Source organism: Streptococcus sp. C300, assembly GCF_000187645.1.
Classification (GTDB): domain Bacteria; phylum Bacillota; class Bacilli; order Lactobacillales; family Streptococcaceae; genus Streptococcus; species Streptococcus oralis_CQ.
Genome location: NZ_GL732469.1, coordinates 30059 through 47779 on the forward strand (window position 1 = coordinate 30059; position 17721 = coordinate 47779).

At 41.9% G+C, this 17721-nt stretch carries 17 protein-coding genes; 14 read left to right on the forward strand and 3 right to left on the reverse strand.

Annotation, left to right across the window (positions count from 1 at the left end; all coding sequences use genetic code 11):
• Positions 1-9: 9 nt before the first annotated feature.
• Positions 10-972, reverse strand: a complete 963-nt coding sequence (locus tag HMPREF0849_RS07870; protein ID WP_001124800.1) for an asparaginase — start codon at positions 970-972, stop codon at positions 10-12.
• Positions 973-1037: 65 nt separating this feature from the next.
• Between HMPREF0849_RS07870 and HMPREF0849_RS07875 the strand changes: the two genes are divergently transcribed.
• Together HMPREF0849_RS07875 and HMPREF0849_RS07880 are read left to right on the forward strand one after the other, a co-directional pair.
• The gene (locus HMPREF0849_RS07875; protein ID WP_000453124.1) at positions 1038-2429 is read left to right on the forward strand and encodes a Cof-type HAD-IIB family hydrolase; all 1392 of its coding nucleotides are present in this window, start codon (positions 1038-1040) and stop codon (positions 2427-2429) included.
• A gap of 497 nt (positions 2430-2926) precedes the next feature.
• A complete protein-coding gene (locus tag HMPREF0849_RS07880) occupies positions 2927-4903 on the forward strand; it encodes a CAP domain-containing protein (RefSeq protein ID WP_000731514.1) in 1977 nt (658 codons plus the stop codon).
• Positions 4904-5024: 121 nt separating this feature from the next.
• Here HMPREF0849_RS07880 and HMPREF0849_RS07885 read toward each other — a convergent pair whose 3' ends face one another.
• Positions 5025-5477: a universal stress protein gene (locus tag HMPREF0849_RS07885; RefSeq protein WP_000079161.1), complete on the reverse strand. Its 453-nt coding sequence runs from the start codon at positions 5475-5477 to the stop codon at positions 5025-5027.
• Between the two features lie 166 nt (positions 5478-5643).
• On the opposite strand from HMPREF0849_RS07885, the gene HMPREF0849_RS07890 reads away from it, so the two are divergent.
• From HMPREF0849_RS07890 to rpmH, 3 genes are all read left to right on the forward strand, one after another.
• Positions 5644-5943, forward strand: coding sequence for a hypothetical protein (locus tag HMPREF0849_RS07890; protein WP_000651412.1), 300 nt, complete (start codon positions 5644-5646; stop codon positions 5941-5943).
• A gap of 143 nt (positions 5944-6086) precedes the next feature.
• Positions 6087-7301 (forward strand): pyridoxal phosphate-dependent aminotransferase, encoded by a 1215-nt coding sequence (locus tag HMPREF0849_RS07895; protein ID WP_000666456.1) that lies wholly within the window; start codon positions 6087-6089, stop codon positions 7299-7301.
• A gap of 144 nt (positions 7302-7445) precedes the next feature.
• Complete coding sequence (gene rpmH, locus HMPREF0849_RS07900) at positions 7446-7580, forward strand: 50S ribosomal protein L34 (RefSeq protein ID WP_000831905.1); 135 nt, start codon at positions 7446-7448, stop codon at positions 7578-7580.
• A gap of 181 nt (positions 7581-7761) precedes the next feature.
• On the opposite strand, the gene HMPREF0849_RS07905 is transcribed toward rpmH, so the two are convergent.
• Positions 7762-9606 (reverse strand): APC family permease, encoded by a 1845-nt coding sequence (locus HMPREF0849_RS07905; protein ID WP_000488835.1) that lies wholly within the window; start codon positions 9604-9606, stop codon positions 7762-7764.
• Between the two features lie 151 nt (positions 9607-9757).
• Here HMPREF0849_RS07905 and HMPREF0849_RS07910 point away from each other — a divergent pair, with 151 nt between their 5' ends.
• Genes HMPREF0849_RS07910 through HMPREF0849_RS07950 form a run of 9 tightly spaced genes read left to right on the forward strand, consistent with a single transcriptional unit; the run spans position 9758 to position 17698 of the window.
• Complete coding sequence (locus HMPREF0849_RS07910) at positions 9758-10534, forward strand: TatD family hydrolase (RefSeq protein WP_000575610.1); 777 nt, start codon at positions 9758-9760, stop codon at positions 10532-10534.
• Positions 10531-11106, forward strand: coding sequence for a ribonuclease M5 (gene rnmV / locus HMPREF0849_RS07915; protein ID WP_000659980.1), 576 nt, complete (start codon positions 10531-10533; stop codon positions 11104-11106). Before HMPREF0849_RS07910 ends, rnmV begins: the two co-directional genes overlap by 4 nt.
• 49 nt (positions 11107-11155) lie before the next feature.
• On the forward strand, positions 11156-12460 hold the full coding sequence (locus HMPREF0849_RS07920) for a hypothetical protein (RefSeq protein ID WP_000790643.1): 1305 nt from the start codon (positions 11156-11158) through the stop codon (positions 12458-12460).
• Between the two features lie 4 nt (positions 12461-12464).
• On the forward strand, positions 12465-13337 hold the full coding sequence (gene rsmA / locus HMPREF0849_RS07925; protein ID WP_001216843.1) for a 16S rRNA (adenine(1518)-N(6)/adenine(1519)-N(6))-dimethyltransferase RsmA: 873 nt from the start codon (positions 12465-12467) through the stop codon (positions 13335-13337).
• Position 13338: 1 nt separating this feature from the next.
• On the forward strand, positions 13339-14217 hold the full coding sequence (gene rsgA / locus HMPREF0849_RS07930; RefSeq protein WP_009013709.1) for a ribosome small subunit-dependent GTPase A: 879 nt from the start codon (positions 13339-13341) through the stop codon (positions 14215-14217).
• Between the two features lie 10 nt (positions 14218-14227).
• On the forward strand, positions 14228-14884 hold the full coding sequence (gene rpe / locus HMPREF0849_RS07935; RefSeq protein WP_000084985.1) for a ribulose-phosphate 3-epimerase: 657 nt from the start codon (positions 14228-14230) through the stop codon (positions 14882-14884).
• On the forward strand, positions 14847-15509 hold the full coding sequence (locus HMPREF0849_RS07940) for a thiamine diphosphokinase (protein ID WP_001001245.1): 663 nt from the start codon (positions 14847-14849) through the stop codon (positions 15507-15509). The genes rpe and HMPREF0849_RS07940 overlap by 38 nt, the downstream gene beginning before the upstream one ends.
• A gap of 1 nt (position 15510) precedes the next feature.
• A complete protein-coding gene (gene rmuC / locus HMPREF0849_RS07945) occupies positions 15511-16767 on the forward strand; it encodes a DNA recombination protein RmuC (RefSeq protein WP_000450905.1) in 1257 nt (418 codons plus the stop codon).
• A complete protein-coding gene (locus tag HMPREF0849_RS07950; RefSeq protein WP_000703202.1) occupies positions 16757-17698 on the forward strand; it encodes a 3'-5' exoribonuclease YhaM family protein in 942 nt (313 codons plus the stop codon). Before rmuC ends, HMPREF0849_RS07950 begins: the two co-directional genes overlap by 11 nt.
• Positions 17699-17721 lie beyond the last annotated feature (23 nt).

The following is a 17721-nucleotide window of genomic DNA, read 5'->3' on the forward strand; positions in this document are numbered from 1 at the left end:
AGAAGAGGTTTATCCTTCCATATAGTCTTTCAAAGCCTGTCCTTTTAATCTAGCATTAAGGGCAATTAATAATTTGAGGCGCGCTTTTTGAGCGTTGAGTTCTTTGACAAAGAAAACCCCTGCTCGTTGCAACTGCACTCCTCCGCCTTGGTAGGCGTAGACAGGTTCAGCAATACCATTAAAGCATCGTGAGACCAAGGCGACTGGGATTCCTTTTTGCAGGAGATTTTCCAACTTTTGAGCTGTTTCTTTGGGAACGTTGCCTGCTCCAAAGGCCTGAATGACTAAGCCATCCAGCTGTTCCAAGTCTAACATATCGATCAGCTCGTCTGTCATACCGGCATAGGCTGAGATGATGGGAACTAGACCTTGAATATGCTCGAGATCAAACCGGACACGAGGTTCAGCCGTTTTAAAGTAGAGGATTTCTTGCTTCATGATGAGGCCAAGTGGTCCATGTGTTGGAGTTTGAAAGGTGCTGACGTTGGTCGTATGAGTTTTGGTAACATACTTGGCTGCGTGGATCTCGTCGTTCATGACGACCAGCACACCCTTGTCGGCTGCTTTATCATCACTGGCAACTCGTAAAGCGCTCAGATAATTATAAACACCATCGCTACCAAGTTCGTTTGAACTACGCATGGCCCCTGTTAGAACGATGGGGATGGGCGGAATTTTCATGGTATCAAGGAAGTAGGCTGTTTCTTCTAAGGTATCTGTACCATGTGTGATGACAACTCCATCATAGTTATCAGCTTCCTCTTTAATCTTATGATAGAGTGCAAGCATATGCTTGGGTTTGATATGAGGGCTTGGCAGATTAAAAAAGTCTAGGGCATGAACCTCAATCCCTTCAAGCGGATTGGAAACATGGTTCATGGGATTGTCCTGACTAGTTACAACGGCACCAGTGGCGTCTGCTTGCATGGAAATAGTCCCACCTGTATGTAAAACAAGGATTTTCTTAGGCATGATTTAGTCACTCTTTCTGAAATGTGGTATAATCATTGTAACACAAAAGGGGAGAATGGGACAGGATGGAAGTCAAGGCTGTTTTTTTTGATATCGATGGAACGCTAGTCAACGATCGCAAGAGTGTTTTGAAATCCACTAAGGACGCGATTAAGATTGTCAAAGAGCAAGGAGTGCTTGTTGGAGTAGCGACAGGACGAGGGCCGTTTTTTGTCAAGGAATTGATGGAAGACTTGGACCTAGACTTTGCGGTGACCTACAATGGCCAATACATTTTTAATAAAGAAAAGGTGCTCTTTGCAAGTCCGATTGCTAAGTCAAGCCTGCGTCAACTGATTGCTTACGCTAAAAAGGAGCGTAAAGAAATCGCTCTTGGAACCGAGCATGCCGTTGTTGGTTCGAAAATTATGTCATTTGGTCTCGGCTCCTTTTCCCAACTGGTTAGTCGTTTTATTCCGACTGTGCTAACAAGAACCGTTAGCCGTTCCTTTAATCGAATGGTTAGCAAGGCAGTTCCTCAAAAGGAAGACGACCTGCTTAACTTGATTAATCAACCCATTTATCAAGTTTTGATGCTGATGACGCCAGAGGAATCTGAGAAGGCAGCAAGTGATTTTGAAGATTTGAAATTAACTCGAAGCAATCCTTTTGCAGCAGATATCATTAACCAAGGAAATTCCAAACTAGAAGGCATTCGCCGAGTCGGGAAAGAATATGGCTTTGATCTCAACCAAGTCATGGCCTTTGGTGATTCAGACAACGATCTGGAAATGTTAGCGGGTGTTGGTATGTCGGTTGCTATGGGAAATGGCAGTAGCAGTGTCAAAGAAGTTGCCAAGCATATTACGGCAAGTAATCAACAAGATGGTATCCACAAGGCGCTCGAGCACTTTGGTGTTTTGGCTTCAGAAAAAGTGTTTGTCAGTCGAGACTACCACTTTAATAAGGTCAAGACTTTCCACCACATGATGGATGAACGAACTCAAGAAGAGCCACAGGCATGGGATGTTGAAGGTGCAACCCACCGCGCAGACTTTAAAATTGAAGAATTAGTAGAGTTTGTTCGCGCAGCAAGTTCTTCGGAGGAAGAATTCCAAGACTCCCTTGCAAGCATGCATGAGGCACTTGATAAAGCGGCAGAGAAAGTGGCGAAAAAGACACCTGCTAAGCAAAATCTGGTCGGTCAAGTGGATGCTTTGATTGACACACTGTATTTTACATACGGTAGTTTTGTTTTGATGGGAGTAGACCCAGAACGCATTTTTGATATTGTCCATGAAGCGAATATGGGGAAGGTCTTCCCTGATGGAAAAGCTCATTTTGACCCAATTACACACAAGATTTTAAAACCAGATGACTGGGAAGAAAAATATGCTCCAGAACCTGCCATCCGACAGGAACTACAACGTCAGTTTAAAGCTTATGAGCGACATAAAGAAAGAAAAAATAAAAAATAAGAGAAAATTCTTTTCCCTGGATGAAAAATTCGGGGATTTTTTGAGCTGAAAAACCGAACAATTTTATATATATCACTAATTATTATTAGCATATTTATACTAGAAAAAGAAATGAAAAAATGAAAATATAGTGAAAATAAAATAACAGGAAATTACATTTCTTATGAAGAATAGTTAAAAAGCTAGATATATTAGTAATATATCTAGCTTTTCTTTTAAAAAAAACATCAAAAAAAGACAAGTCAAATTATTTGATATTTGAAAGTTTATGTGTTAGAATATATTAAGAAAGCGAATAAATATAAAATCCTCATGCCGCTATAATATGCTCTTTTTAAAGACAGAAAGTCAACTTGTTTATTTCAGGCCTGTTAACAAGCTGATGTGAAGAATTCACTCTAGTTTTGAGGTTTAGTTATAAAATTGTGCACAATTGCTTTCCAAATTTTTATTATTTTAATTTTCAAGTTTAAAAATTAAAGAATTAAGAGGTTGAAATGAAGAAAAAATATACCTATTTGACAGCTTCTGTTTTAACAGCTGTAACAATGCTTCCAACTTTTGCACCAAGTGAAGCTCACGCTGCTTACAATTGGAATGGAAATAATAGTTACTATACAAGAACTAGCCGCCGTTCAAGCAATCGTACTTCTAACCGTACTACTGCAAATCGTAGCCGCACATCAAATTATACTGTAAGAAGTTATGGCTACAACAGTTATTACCCAAGTTATAACTATGGCTACAATAGCTACTATCCAAGCTATAACTATGGATATGGTAGCTACTACCCAAGTTACAACTACGGTTACAATAATTGGAATAACTACTATAGCTATGACAACAGTAGCAACTACTATGGTTATAACTATTGGAATAATTACAATAACCTTGCTAGCGATGAAAACTATATTTACTGGAATGGCAATCACTACTACCGTATGAACGACGGTAGCTACCGTATTTATCGCAACGGTCAGTGGAAACCTTTGACAAACAACAGTAACAACAACTCATCTACTAACAACTTGGAAAACGATCCGCACTATCGTTACGAAAATGGTTACCATTACTATGTATTGGACAATGGTGATTATTACTACTACCAAAATGGTAAGTGGGTATTGGTGAAAGATTCTGCTGATACAACACCAGCACAACCGGCAACACCTGCTGAACCAAAACCAGAACAACCAACAACTCCGGTTGAGCCAGCACAACCAAGTCAACCTGAAGTTCCTGCTCCAACACCAGCAGAACCAGAGACTCCAACACCAGCTCCTAGTGATAAACCTGAAGAGCCAACAACACCAGCTGAGCCAAAACCAGAACAGCCAGCAACTCCAAGTGTTGACCTACCAGAAAACCCACCAATTAATGGTGCTGATAGTGAATTTGATCCATTCAAGCCATCAACAGAAACGCCAGCAGAACCAAAACCAGAAACACCAGCAACTCCAGCTATCCCAACAACACCAGGTTTGGTAACGACTGATGAACCAAGTGAAAACCAAATCCCTGATTATGTTGAAAAACCAGCTGAAGGATTGGAACACTTGGCTTGGGCACCAAATGGACAAACTCCAAAATTGGTTTACCCACCAGGTAAACCAGGTGATGCAGTCCTCAAGAATGATAAAAACTACTACTTCGACGGTAGTGCACATTACTACTATGTACCATCTAACTCAGAGCGTACAGGTTACTCAGCATACTGGAAGTGGCTTGGAGGAAAATGGAAACTTCAAGGGATGACTGATCCAAACGATCCAGCTCGTGATCCAAAACTTCACGAAAACACTGCTGATGACGAGTACATGTACAGCGACAAGAACTCAAGCGTGAAACTTTACTCAACTAACTTGGTAACGACTGCTAAAGCAGGTCAAGCATTGCCATTCAAGAATGTTGAAGAGTTCAAAAACTATGTCATCGAAAAAATGAATCCTAAGTTCCTTGATAACTCTGGTTGGGATGCTAAAGTTGAGTGGGAAATCGAAGATCCAGAAATCTTTGAGAAGACGAAAGAAAACCCATACGCTAAGGACTATGTCTTGATTGCAAATCTCAAGAGTGGTGTCGAAGACAAGAAATACAGTGATGTAGAATTTGGCTATGTGAAGTTTGTTTACCGTGTTGAAGCAACAAACGATACAAACTATGACTATGTTTCAAAAGCGAAAGAAGCTTTCGCTAAAATCAATGAGACTCGTAAAGCTCAAGGATTGAAAGAATTGACTTGGTCTGAAGACATTTATCAAAATCAAGCACTTCCAAAAGTAAATGAAATTTCACGTCAATACGATAGCACAGGCTTTGTAGGACGTCGTGATGAAGATGCTACTGTTGTCGTTAAGAAATGGGCAAACAGTGGTTTGAGAGACTTGCTTCTCGATCCGAATGTCACTGAAGGAGCTGTAGCAGCAGTAGTTGATGGAAACGGTGTATACTACTGGGCATACAGTTACAAATAATTCAATCTTTTGAGATTGACTACTTTCTAAATAAGATAGAGGCTTTAAACAATTGTTTAAAGCCTTTTTGTGACCCAATCAGGACAAACAAAAAGGAGCTCAAGGCTCCCTTTTTAAATGATTACAATGTTTTTTCTCTTTCTCTCACGACCAGTAAATCGACTTTTGCATGGCGGAGAATGTACTCAGATGAAGAGCCAACCAAGAGGCGTTCAAAGGCATTGAGCCCTGTTGCACCAACGAGAATCAGGTCGACATTTTCTGCGTCTGGAATAGTACGGGCAAGGAGAGTTTTTGGATTTCCCATTTCGATGACGATGTGAATATCGGTCACACCAGCATCTCTTGCGCGCTTTTCGTACTCCTTCATCAGACTTTCAGCATCGACTTGGAGTTCTTCGTAAACTTCAGCATCAAAGGTAGACACGCTTTGAAGAGCGCGTGTGTCGATAACATGGGCAATGGTGAGCTTGGATTCGTTGCGTAGAGCAGTGTAAACACCTTTGACGAAAGCCAAGTCCGCTTCTTTAGAACCATCAATTGCGACCATAACATTTTGGTAACGTTGTGCCATAATGAAACCTCCTGAAATTTTCTTACTGTTATTGTAACCCTTTTCATTAAAGAAGTAAAGTAAAAATCATATTTAAATAAATATTATTGGAGATTCGATTTGGTGGAGATATGTTAAAATAAAAGAAAACGGGATAGTAGGAAACACAGCGAGGGGATGAGAAAGTATGAAAGATTTTGTTCAAGCTTCTAAAAAAATAAGTTTTCTTTATCATGGAATTATCCTTGCGTCGCTTGTAGGAGAAGTAGTGATGCTTTGGCAACTGGAAAGAGTCGTGCCCGTTCTCTATCCAGGTTTTGTTGGCTTTCTTCTCTTTCACCTAGTCTACCACACCATTTTATTTGTGATTGCAAAGAGAAGTGGTCGCTTGGACTATTTAGTCACGTGGGGCCTCTTTCTCATGTTTAATCTTTTGTATGATTCCTTTTTAGCGCTGATCTTTCTAGGTTTGTCTTTTGGTATGTGAGAAAATGCTTCTGTATTCTAGTTGTTTAGACGGTGAAAACCTAGTCGTTGTGAGTTTTTTCTTTGCTTGCTCATTTCAGGAAACTTGTCGCAATCCCTTTCTAGTGGTATAATGTTACTATCTCTATGAATTGAGGAAACAAGATGAAAGAATATAACAAGTCTAGTAAGTTAGAGCACGTTGCCTATGATATCCGTGGTCCTGTTTTGGAAGAAGCTATGCGGATGCGAGCAAACGGAGAAAAGATTTTACGTCTGAATACAGGGAATCCAGCAGAATTTGGCTTTACAGCGCCAGACGAGGTCATTCATGACTTGATTATGAATGCGCGTGATAGTGAGGGATATTCTGATTCCAAAGGGATTTTCTCAGCCCGCAAGGCCATCATGCAGTATTGCCAACTGAAGAAATTTCCCAATGTAGACATTGATGATATCTACCTTGGAAATGGTGTCAGTGAGCTGATTGTTATGTCCATGCAAGGGCTTTTGGATAATGGCGATGAGGTCTTGGTGCCTATGCCAGACTATCCTCTCTGGACAGCCGCGGTCAGCCTAGCTGGGGGAAATGCCGTTCACTATATCTGTGATGAAGCTGCAGAATGGTACCCAGATATTGACGATATTAAGTCAAAAATTACTTCCAATACCAAGGCAATCGTCCTTATCAATCCAAATAACCCAACTGGAGCCCTTTATCCTAAGGAACTCTTGTTGGAGATTATTGAGATTGCTCGTCAAAACGATTTGATTATCTTTGCGGATGAAATTTATGACCGCATGGTAATGGATGGACATGTGCATACGCCTGTGGCAAGCTTGGCACCAGATGTCTTCTGTGTCAGCATGAATGGTCTGTCAAAATCTCACCGTATCGCTGGTTTTCGTGTAGGTTGGATGGTCTTATCTGGACCTAAGACACATGTTAAAGGCTATATCGAAGGGCTCAATATGCTGTCCAATATGCGTCTTTGCTCTAACGTTTTGGCCCAGCAAGTCGTACAAACCTCGCTAGGAGGTCACCAGTCAGTGGACGAATTGCTCCTTCCTGGTGGTCGTATCTATGAGCAAAGAAACTTTATCTATAATGCCATTCAAGATATTCCAGGTTTATCTGCAGTCAAGCCTAAGGCGGGTCTTTATATCTTCCCTAAAATTGACCGTAATATGTACCGCATCGATGATGATGAGCAGTTTGTCCTCAATTTCTTGAAACAAGAAAAGGTTCTTTTGGTTCATGGTCGCGGTTTTAACTGGAAGGAACCAGACCATTTCCGTATCGTTTACCTTCCTCGTGTGGATGAATTGGCACAAATCCAAGAAAAGATGACACGTTTCTTGAGTCAGTATCGTAGATAGAGCTTTCATAGGAAAAGCTAGAAAACATTTGCTTGGAGCTATTGACAAAAGTGGCAGAATCAGATAGAATAGTAAAGTATGTTTAGTAACTGATCACTTTATAGCCGGCTAAACGAATACAAAATCTATGAGGAGGTATTCATCGTGAAACGTACTTATCAACCAAGTAAACTTCGTCGTGCGCGCAAACACGGGTTCCGTAACCGTATGTCAACTAAAAACGGTCGTCGCGTATTGGCAGCTCGTCGTCGTAAAGGACGCAAAGTTTTGGCTGCTTAATCCAAGCGAATTCAACAAAGAAGTCAGTAGGAACTCGAGTCTACTGGCTTTTCTTTTTATCTTAAAGGGTGCATTGTCCTTGAAATCGGTCATTTTAGATGAAACTCGTGGAGGGCTCTTTTAAAAGGTCATATACAAAAAACTCAAAACCAGATATAAGTTACTGATTTTGAGTTTTTGTTTATTCTTTTAAGTGATAAGAGTAACTGGCGACAACGACGTCTTCATGCCATCTGAGAGCGTATTTTAGTTTGAGGCTCATTTGATTGTGCAGGATATTTTGCCAAGGCTTGTTAGGGATAAACTGTGGGACAAGGACTGTAACGGTGTAGTTTTTTTGCCTAGCTTCTTGGGCGATTCGTTTGACATACTTAACGCTAGGGGTGATGATGTCGCGGTAGCTGGTATTGATATTCTTCAGAGTGATATTTGGGAAGTAATCGGCAAATTCCTGAAGAATTTCTTGGTCTTTATCGGCCGTTTCTTTAGTAGAAATGTGCATGGCCAACACTTCGTCACCGATACTTTGAGCGTAGTTAATGGCTCCAACACTTACTCGAGTAACATTTCCAACTAGGACAAGGACAAGATTGCCGTCGTAAGTGCGCTTTTCAATTCCTTCGTAGAGTCGTAGTTGTTTTGCCACTTTTTGGTAATGGCTGTGAATGGACAAAAAGAGGAAAGTTAGAACTAGGATAATTGGGAAGAATGGCCAGATATCACCCAGTCTGAAGAGGAGTAAAATGAGGACAATAGCATAACAAATGATGGCCCCAAGGATATTAGCAAAGGCAGGTTTTAAGAAGTTTGCTCCTTTTTCCTTTTTCCAATGGCGAATCATCCCAGTCTGAGAGAGGGCAAAGGGAACGAAGACCCCGATAGTATAAAGAGGAATCAAGCGTTCAGTATTGCCGTTAAAAATGAGAAGAAGGATCATAGCTCCAAAAGCCAGAGTTAAGATACCGTTGGAGTAGCCGAGACGATCCCCTTTTTCCATAAAGAGATGGGGCATGTACTTGTTTTTAGCCATATTGTAAGCCAGCATAGGGAAGGCTGAAAAACCAGTATTTGCAGCTACAGCTAGAATCAAGGCTGTTGAGAACTGGAAGAGATAGTAGCTAGCATGACCAAAGAATGAATCACCAAGAATGCCCTTGGCCATTTGCGAGAGGATGGTTTCTCCATTTTGAGGAGTGATACCCATCCAGTAGTTTAGGAAGGTGATGCCTGCAAAAAGGAATCCTAAAATCAAGGACATGATGGTCAAGGTCTGAGCAGCATTCTTTTCTTTCGGAGTTTTGAAAAATGGTACCGCATTTGAAATAGCTTCAACCCCTGTCAGAGAGGCAGAGCCACTGGTAAATGCTCTCAATAGGAGAACGATGGAAAGGCTCGGAACGATTTGTCCAATGGCTGAAGTCGCCTGATAGTTTAGGGAACCTGTAAACAGTTGAAAGAACCCATAAAGCAAGAGAAAGACAGTACTGAAGATAAAGAGGTAGACGGGAATCATCAGAGAGCTGGCAGATTCTTTCAATCCTCTTAAATTTAAGAGCATGAGCAGGCAGACTAGGAAAATAGAGATATGAAGATTGTAGGGATGTAGGGGAGGTATGGCTGCTGTAATAGCATCAGCTCCAGACGCAACGGATACGGCTACTGTCAGCATATAGTCAACAAGGAGGCTACCCCCTGCAATCAAGCCTAGTTTAGGGGAGAGATTTTCCCGAGTGACCATATAAGCCCCTCCACCTTGAGGATAGGCGTGGATGATTTGACGATAGGAAATGGTCAAACTAGCGAGTAGTAAGAGGACAAAAATACCGATAGGGAGGCTCCACCAAATGGCGAGAGGAGAGAGACTGACTAAAACGAGAATGACTTGTTCAGGTCCATAGGCAATAGAAGACAGGGCATCACTGGATAACATTGCAAGTGCCTGCATTTTTCCCAACAATCCCCCTTCGCCGTCTGTGAGAGACTTGAGTGGTCGACCGATAAAGGTATATTTTAATTTTCTAAACATTTTCGTTTCCTTTGCTGAAAATTTCAATAAGTGTTATTATACTGCTTTGAAAAAGGGCAGTCAAGGGAGAATGATTGGTATTAGAATATTTTTACAAGCCGAGAGATGCTATTTTTGGTATAATAGATGAAAGAAAATGAGGTTAGAAGAGATGATTTTTGATACGCACACACATTTAAATGTAGAAGAATTTGCAGGACGTGAGGCAGAAGAAATCGCCTTGGCTGCTGAGATGGGTGTGACACAGATGAATATTGTTGGTTTTGATAAGCCAACCATTGAGCGAGCCCTAGAGTTGGCAGATGAGTATGAGCAACTCTACGCAACTATTGGCTGGCATCCGACGGAAGCAGGGACTTACACAGATGAGGTCGAAGCTTACTTGCTTGAAAAGCTAAAACATCCCAAGGTTGTTGCCTTGGGGGAGATTGGTCTGGACTATCACTGGATGACAGCACCTAAGGAAGTACAGGAGCAGGTTTTTCGTCGTCAGATTCAGCTGTCTAAGGACTTGAATTTGCCCTTTGTGGTCCACACTCGTGATGCGCTAGAAGATACTTATGAGATTATCAAGAGCGAGGGCGTTGGTCCTCGTGGTGGAATTATGCATTCATTTTCAGGCTCTTTGGAGTGGGCTGAGAAGTTTGTCGAGCTTGGCATGATTATTTCTTTCTCAGGTGTAGTGACCTTTAAGAAAGCGACGGATATTCAAGAGGCTGCTAGGGAACTTCCTTTGGATAAAATCCTCGTTGAGACAGATGCCCCTTACCTAGCTCCTGTTCCTAAACGTGGCCGTGAAAACAAAACAGCCTATACTCGCTATGTGGTGGACTTTATCGCCGACTTGCGTGGGATGACGACAGAAGAATTAGCTGCTGTGACAAGTGCCAATGCCGAGCGTATTTTTGGATTGGAAAAACAATCATGAAAGAGAAAATTTCCCAAGTCATCGTGGTCGAAGGACGGGATGATACAGCCAATCTCAAACGTTACTTTGATGTAGAGACCTATGAAACACGAGGTTCCGCAATAAATGACCAGGATATAGAGCGGATTCAGCGCCTGCATGAATTGCATGGAGTCATTGTCTTTACAGATCCAGATTTTAATGGGGAACGCATTCGACGCATGATTATGACGGACATTCCAACAGTGCAGCATGCCTTTCTCAAGCGAGATGAGGCTGTTCCCAAATCCAAGTCCAAGGGGCGTTCTCTGGGAATTGAACACGCCAGCTATGAAGATCTAAAAACAGCGCTGGCTCATGTGACAGAGCAATTTGAAAACGAGAACGAGTTTGACATCAGTCGTGGTGACTTGATTCGCCTAGGTTTCCTAGCGGGAGCAGACAGCCGTAGGCGCCGAGAGTATCTAGGCGAACAGCTCCGCATCGGTTATTCCAATGGGAAACAGCTGCTCAAGCGGTTGGAGTTGTTTGGAGTAACTTTGGCAGAAGTGGAAGAGGTTATGGAAAGTTATGAGAAAGACTCTAAAGTGTAGAGAATTATGTTAAAATGAAGGTAGTGTATTTAAGTTAATAGGAGGCTGTATGAAAAATAAGGATGGTAAATTATTGTTGAGTTTTGCTGCAGTCGGAGTTGTGATTGTTGGTATTATTTTATATATGAATAATCTTTTTGAGGGTAAGAATTTAATTCTTAATAGTTTATCCCAAGGAGAAGTATTAGCGGGCATAGTTATTGCGTTGCCGACATTAGTTACTTGGAATCAAGCTATTGAACAAAGTAAAGAAAATAAGAAAAATACTGTGTCTGATAATGTTAGAGACACTGTGAAGTATTATGATAAGCAACTTACAGAACTTGTTGCAGATATTAGTAAGACCAAAGAGTTACCCTTTTATAAGGCGGGAAAAATTGAATATATCATTGATACGTATAATAAATTATTAAAGGAATGGAATGAGATATTAAAATTAGATATTTCTCTTGACTTTGTTCAAGTATTGTCTACAATTTGTTCAATAAAATATCCAAAAGGAATAGAGAATCCTGGGAATGAGTTGGCGGAGAACTGGAAATATAATTTGAGCACAGCACTGAAACCAGTTATGAGAGAAATAATATCTTTGAAAAAGGAAGAAATATTTGGTTCCAAGGAAGTTAAATATTTCAGTTATGTTGAATTTGGTGTTACTGGATATGAGATTGAAAAAGTAAAGTTTAAAGACAAAAGCTTTGTAGAGTGTACTTTTTCTGCTGATTTTTTTGCTTCAAATTCATTTGAAGCATGTGAATTTATCAACTGTAGTATCAGTACTGGTGAGTTATCTGAACAAAAAGTGAAAGAATTACTAAGTGATAGTAATACGATTATAGGAACATTTAAAGACTCTAATGAGGATGATTTTGCTGAGCAATTTTATTCTACATCTGTTTCAGAATATGGAACTGTATTTGATGCCCGAGAAGGGATTATAGCTGATAACTATATTTTAGGAAACAAGTTTTTTGAAATTGATTCTAAGTCAGAAAATAGGGAAGAAATTTATAAGGATATTATTAATGGGTTGGTATCGTACGGCATAGGAGTTGATGAAAAAAGAAATAACAAAAAAATAAGTATCAGTAAAAATTATATAACGGAGGAAAACAAATCCAGCTATATTGCTGGAAGTTTATTCTCTGGTTGGAATAGTCTATTTTCAGAGAAAATACAAAAGTCTAATAATTTCAAATATTATATATTTTGTATAAAGAATGAAAATGTTTATAATACAATAGTTTTTGAAAATGATAGCTTTACTAGATTTTTAAAGAAAAAGAATATAGATAAGGCAGGAAAGTATAATTTTTATTTTACTGGTTTTAATAGTAATGTGGAAAAAGAGTAGATAAATGAGAATTGCAGATTATAGCGTGACCAAGGCAGTGCTGGAGCGTCACGGTTTTACCTTTAAAAAATCCTTTGGGCAAAATTTCCTGACGGATACCAATATTCTTCAAAAAATCGTGGATACAGCTGAGATTGATGATCAGGTTAATGTCATTGAAATCGGTCCAGGAATTGGTGCCTTGACAGAATTTTTGGCTGAGCGTGCGGCAGAGGTCATGGCTTTTGAGATTGACCACCGTTTGGTACCGATTTTAGCGGATACCCTGCGTGATTTTGATAATGTGACCGTAGTCAACGAGGACATTCTCAAAGTTGACTTGGCGCAGCATATCCAGAATTTCAAAAATCCAGACCTGCCCATTAAGGTGGTAGCCAACTTGCCTTACTACATTACGACGCCTATTCTCATGCACTTGATTGAAAGTGGCATTCCTTTTAGTGAGTTTGTCGTTATGATGCAAAAAGAAGTGGCAGATCGTATCTCCGCTCAACCCAATACCAAGGCTTACGGTAGTTTGTCGATTGCTGTCCAGTATTACATGACAGCCAAGGTTGCCTTTATCGTGCCTCGTACGGTCTTTGTGCCAGCCCCAAACGTGGACTCGGCTATCCTGAAAATGGTACGCCGTCCAGAACCAGCCGTAGCAGTGAAAGATGAACAATTTTTCTTTAAAGTTTCCAAGGCTAGTTTCACTCATCGTCGCAAGACCTTGTGGAACAACTTAACAGGCTACTTTGGCAAGACTGATGAAGTCAAGGAAAAGTTGACCAAGGCTTTGGATCAGGCAGGCTTGTCTCCATCTGTGCGTGGGGAAGCACTTAGCTTGGAAGAATTTGCCAGTCTGGCAGATGCGCTTAAAGGACAAGGACTCTAAGATGCAGGGACAAATTATTAAAGCCTTGGCAGGATTCTACTATGTAGAGAGTGGTGGTCAAGTTTACCAGACACGTGCGCGTGGGAATTTCCGTAAAAAAGGGCACACGCCCTATGTTGGGGATTGGGTAGACTTTTCTGCCGAGGAAAATTCTGAAGGTTATATCCTTAAGATTCATGAACGGAAAAACAGTCTGGTCCGTCCTCCTATTGTCAATATTGACCAAGCCGTGGTGATCATGTCCGTCAAGGAACCTGATTTTAATAGCAATTTGCTGGATCGGTTCTTGGTTCTTCTGGAACACAAGGGCATCCATCCTATCGTCTATATTTCCAAAATGGACTTGCTGGAGGATAGGGGAGAACTGGATTTTTACGAACAAACCTATCGTGCCATTGGTTATGACTTTGTGACCAGTAAGGAGGAACTCCTGCCCCTGTTGACAGGAAAAGTGACGGTCTTTATGGGGCAGACAGGTGTTGGAAAATCAACCCTCCTCAATAAAATCGCACCGGACCTCAATCTTGAAACAGGAGAGATCTCAGACAGTCTAGGTCGTGGTCGCCATACCACTCGAGCTGTTAGTTTTTACAATCTCAATGGGGGTAAAATCGCGGACACGCCAGGATTTTCATCACTGGATTATGAAGTGTCAACGGCTGAAGACCTCAATCAGGCCTTTCCAGAGATTGCCAGTGTCAGTCGAGACTGTAAATTCCGTACTTGTACCCATACCCATGAACCGTCCTGTGCGGTTAAGCCAGCTGTAGAAGAAGGAACCATTGCAACCTTCCGTTTTGACAACTACCTGCAATTTCTCAGTGAGATTGAAAATCGCAGAGAAACCTACAAAAAAGTCAGCAAAAAAATTCCAAAATAAGGAGAAACAGATGTCTCAATACAAGATTGCTCCGTCAATTCTGGCAGCAGATTATGCCAACTTTGAACGAGAAATTAAACGTCTAGAAGCAACTGGGGCTGAATATGCCCATATCGATATTATGGATGGTCACTTTGTACCACAAATCAGTTTTGGTGCCGGTGTGGTTGAAGCTCTTCGCCCCCATAGCAAGATGGTCTTTGACTGCCACTTGATGGTCGCTAATCCAGAGCATCATTTAGAGGACTTTGCGCGTGCAGGTGCAGATATCATCAGTATCCATGTGGAAGCAACGCCTCATATCCATGGGGCTCTTCAAAAAATTCGTTCTCTTGGTGTCAAACCTTCTGTTGACATTAACCCTGGTACGCCTGTGGAGGCAATCAAGCACGTTCTTCACCTAGTTGACCAAGTCTTGGTCATGACAGTGAATCCTGGATTTGGTGGGCAAACTTTTCTGCCTGAAACCATGGACAAGGTTCGTGAGTTGGTTGCCCTTCGTGAGGAAAAAGGTTTGAACTTTGAGATCGAAGTCGATGGTGGGATTGATGATCAAACCATTTCTCAAGCTAAAGAAGCTGGTGCTACAGTTTTTGTAGCAGGGTCTTATGTCTTTAAGGGAGATGTCAATGAACGAGTGCAAACTCTCAGAAAACAATTGGACTAGGGTTGCCGTTTTTGCCGGCGGGGATCGCGGTCATTATCGGACGGATTTTGATTGCTTTGTCGGTGTGGATCGCGGTTCGCTCTGGGTCTTGGAAGAAGATCTGCCTCTCACTCTAGCAATTGGGGATTTTGATTCGGTGACTGCAGACGAACGCCAGTTGATTCAAAAACGTGCCCAACATTTTGTTCAAGCTCAGCCAGAAAAGGATGATACGGATCTGGAATTGGCTCTCTTGACCATCTTTGAGCAAAATCCTCAAGCCCAAGTGACCATTTTTGGGGCTTTGGGTGGTCGTATTGATCATATGCTGGCTAATGTCTTTCTGCCTAGCAATCCCAAGTTGGCACCCTATATGCGCCAGATAGCGATTGAGGATGGGGAAAACTTGATTGCCTATTGTCCAGAAGGGAGCAGTCAGCTTCAACCCCGTTCAGACTACGATTATCTAGCCTTTATGCCAGTTCGGGATAGCCAGCTGACTATTCTTGGTGCCAAGTACGAATTGACAGAGGAGAATTTTTTCTTTAAAAAAGTGTACGCTTCTAACGAATATATAGATAGGGAAGTTTCGGTGACTTGCCCTGATGGCTATGTGGTTGTCTTGCATAGCAAGGACAGGAGGTAGGATGGAGACTGTATTACTACTATTATTAATTGCCAACCTAGCTGGACTCTTTCTCATTTGGCAAAGGCAAGATAAGCAAGACAAGTACCTAGCCAAGAGCTTGGAGGATCAGGCAGACAATCTTTCAGATCAACTGGATTACCGCTTTGAACAAGCCAGACAAGCCAGCCAGCTGGATCAAAAAGACTTGGAAGTGGCTGTCAGCGACCGTTTGCAAGAAGTGCGAATGGAGTTGCACCAAGGGCTGACTCAAGTTAGACAGGAGATGAACGAGAATCTCCTTCAAACCAGAGATCAGACCGACCAACGCCTTCAAGCCCTGCAGGAGTCCAATGAGCAACGTTTGGAACAAATGCGTCAAACTGTCGAGGAAAAGTTAGAAAAGACCTTGCAGACACGCTTGCAGGCTTCCTTCGAGACAGTTTCCAAACAACTGGAGTCTGTCAATCGTGGCCTGGGAGAAATGCAGACAGTTGCCCGCGATGTTGGCGCACTCAACAAAGTTCTCTCTGGGACCAAGACGCGAGGGATTCTAGGAGAATTGCAACTGGGGCAAATCATCGAAGACATCATGACACCAGCCCAGTACGAACGAGAATTTGCAACGGTTGAGAACTCTAGCGAGCGAGTGGAGTATGCCATCAAGTTACCTGGACAGGGGGACCAGGAATATGTCTATTTACCGATTGACTCCAAGTTTCCACTGGCGGATTATTACCGCTTAGAAGAAGCTTATGAAGCAGGCGATAAGGACGAAATCGAACGTTGTCGTAAGTCACTTTTAGCTAGCGTCAAGCGCTTTGCCAAGGATATCAAGAGCAAGTATCTGGCGCCGCCTCGAACGACCAATTTTGGAGTCTTGTTTGTTCCAACAGAAGGACTTTACTCAGAAATCGTCCGCAATCCTGTCTTCTTTGATGATTTGAGACGGGAGGAGCAGATTATTGTTGCTGGTCCAAGTACCCTATCAGCCCTGCTTAACTCTCTATCAGTTGGCTTCAAAACTCTCAATATCCAAAAGAGTGCAGATCATATCAGCAAGACTCTTGCTAGCGTTAAGACTGAGTTTGGCAAGTTCGGGGGGATTTTGGTTAAGGCACAAAAACATCTTCAACATGCCTCTGGCAATATTGATGAATTATTAAACCGTCGTACCACAGCTATCGAGCGGACGCTCCGTCACATTGAGTTATCAGAAGGTGAGCCTGCGCTTGATCTACTCCATTTCCAAGAAGATGAGGAAGAATATGAAGATTAGTCACATGAAAAAAGATGAGCTGTTTGAAGGTTTTTACCTGATCAAATCAGCTGACCTGAGACAGACACGAGCTGGGAAAAACTACCTAGCCTTTACCTTCCAAGACGATAGTGGCGAGATTGAAGGAAAACTCTGGGATGCTCAGCCTCATAACGTTGAGGCCTTTACCGCAGGGAAAGTGGTCCACATGCAGGGGCGCAGAGAAGTTTATAATAATACTCCTCAAGTCAATCAAATTACTCTCCGCCTGCCTCAACCTGGCGAACCCAACGATCCAGCTGATTTCAAGGTCAAGTCACCAGTCGATATCAAGGAAATCCGTGACTACATGTCGCAAATGATTTTCAAAATTGAAAATCCTGTCTGGCAACGTATCGTTCGCAGTCTCTACACCAAGTATGATAAGGAATTCTACTCCTATCCGGCTGCCAAGACCAACCACCACGCCTTTGAAACGGGTTTGGCTTTTCACACGGCAACTATGGTGCGCTTGGCAGATGCCATTAGCGAGATCTATCCTCAGCTCAACAAGAGCCTGCTTTATGCTGGGATTATGTTGCATGACTTGGCCAAGGTTATTGAGTTGACGGGACCAGACCAGACGGAGTATACAGTACGAGGCAATCTCATCGGTCATATAGCACTCATCGATAGCGAAATTACCAAGACAGTCATGGAGCTGGGCATCGATGATACTAGAGAAGAAGTGGTGCTACTGCGCCATGTCATCCTCAGTCACCATGGCTTGCTGGAGTATGGAAGTCCAGTCCGTCCACGCATTATGGAGGCAGAGATTATCCATATGATTGACAATCTAGATGCCAGCATGATGATGATGTCAACAGCTCTAGCTTTGGTGGATAAAGGAGAGATGACCAACAAAATCTTCGCCATGGACAATCGTTCCTTCTATAAACCAGATTTAGATTAATAATTTAAGAAAAACGAGCATTT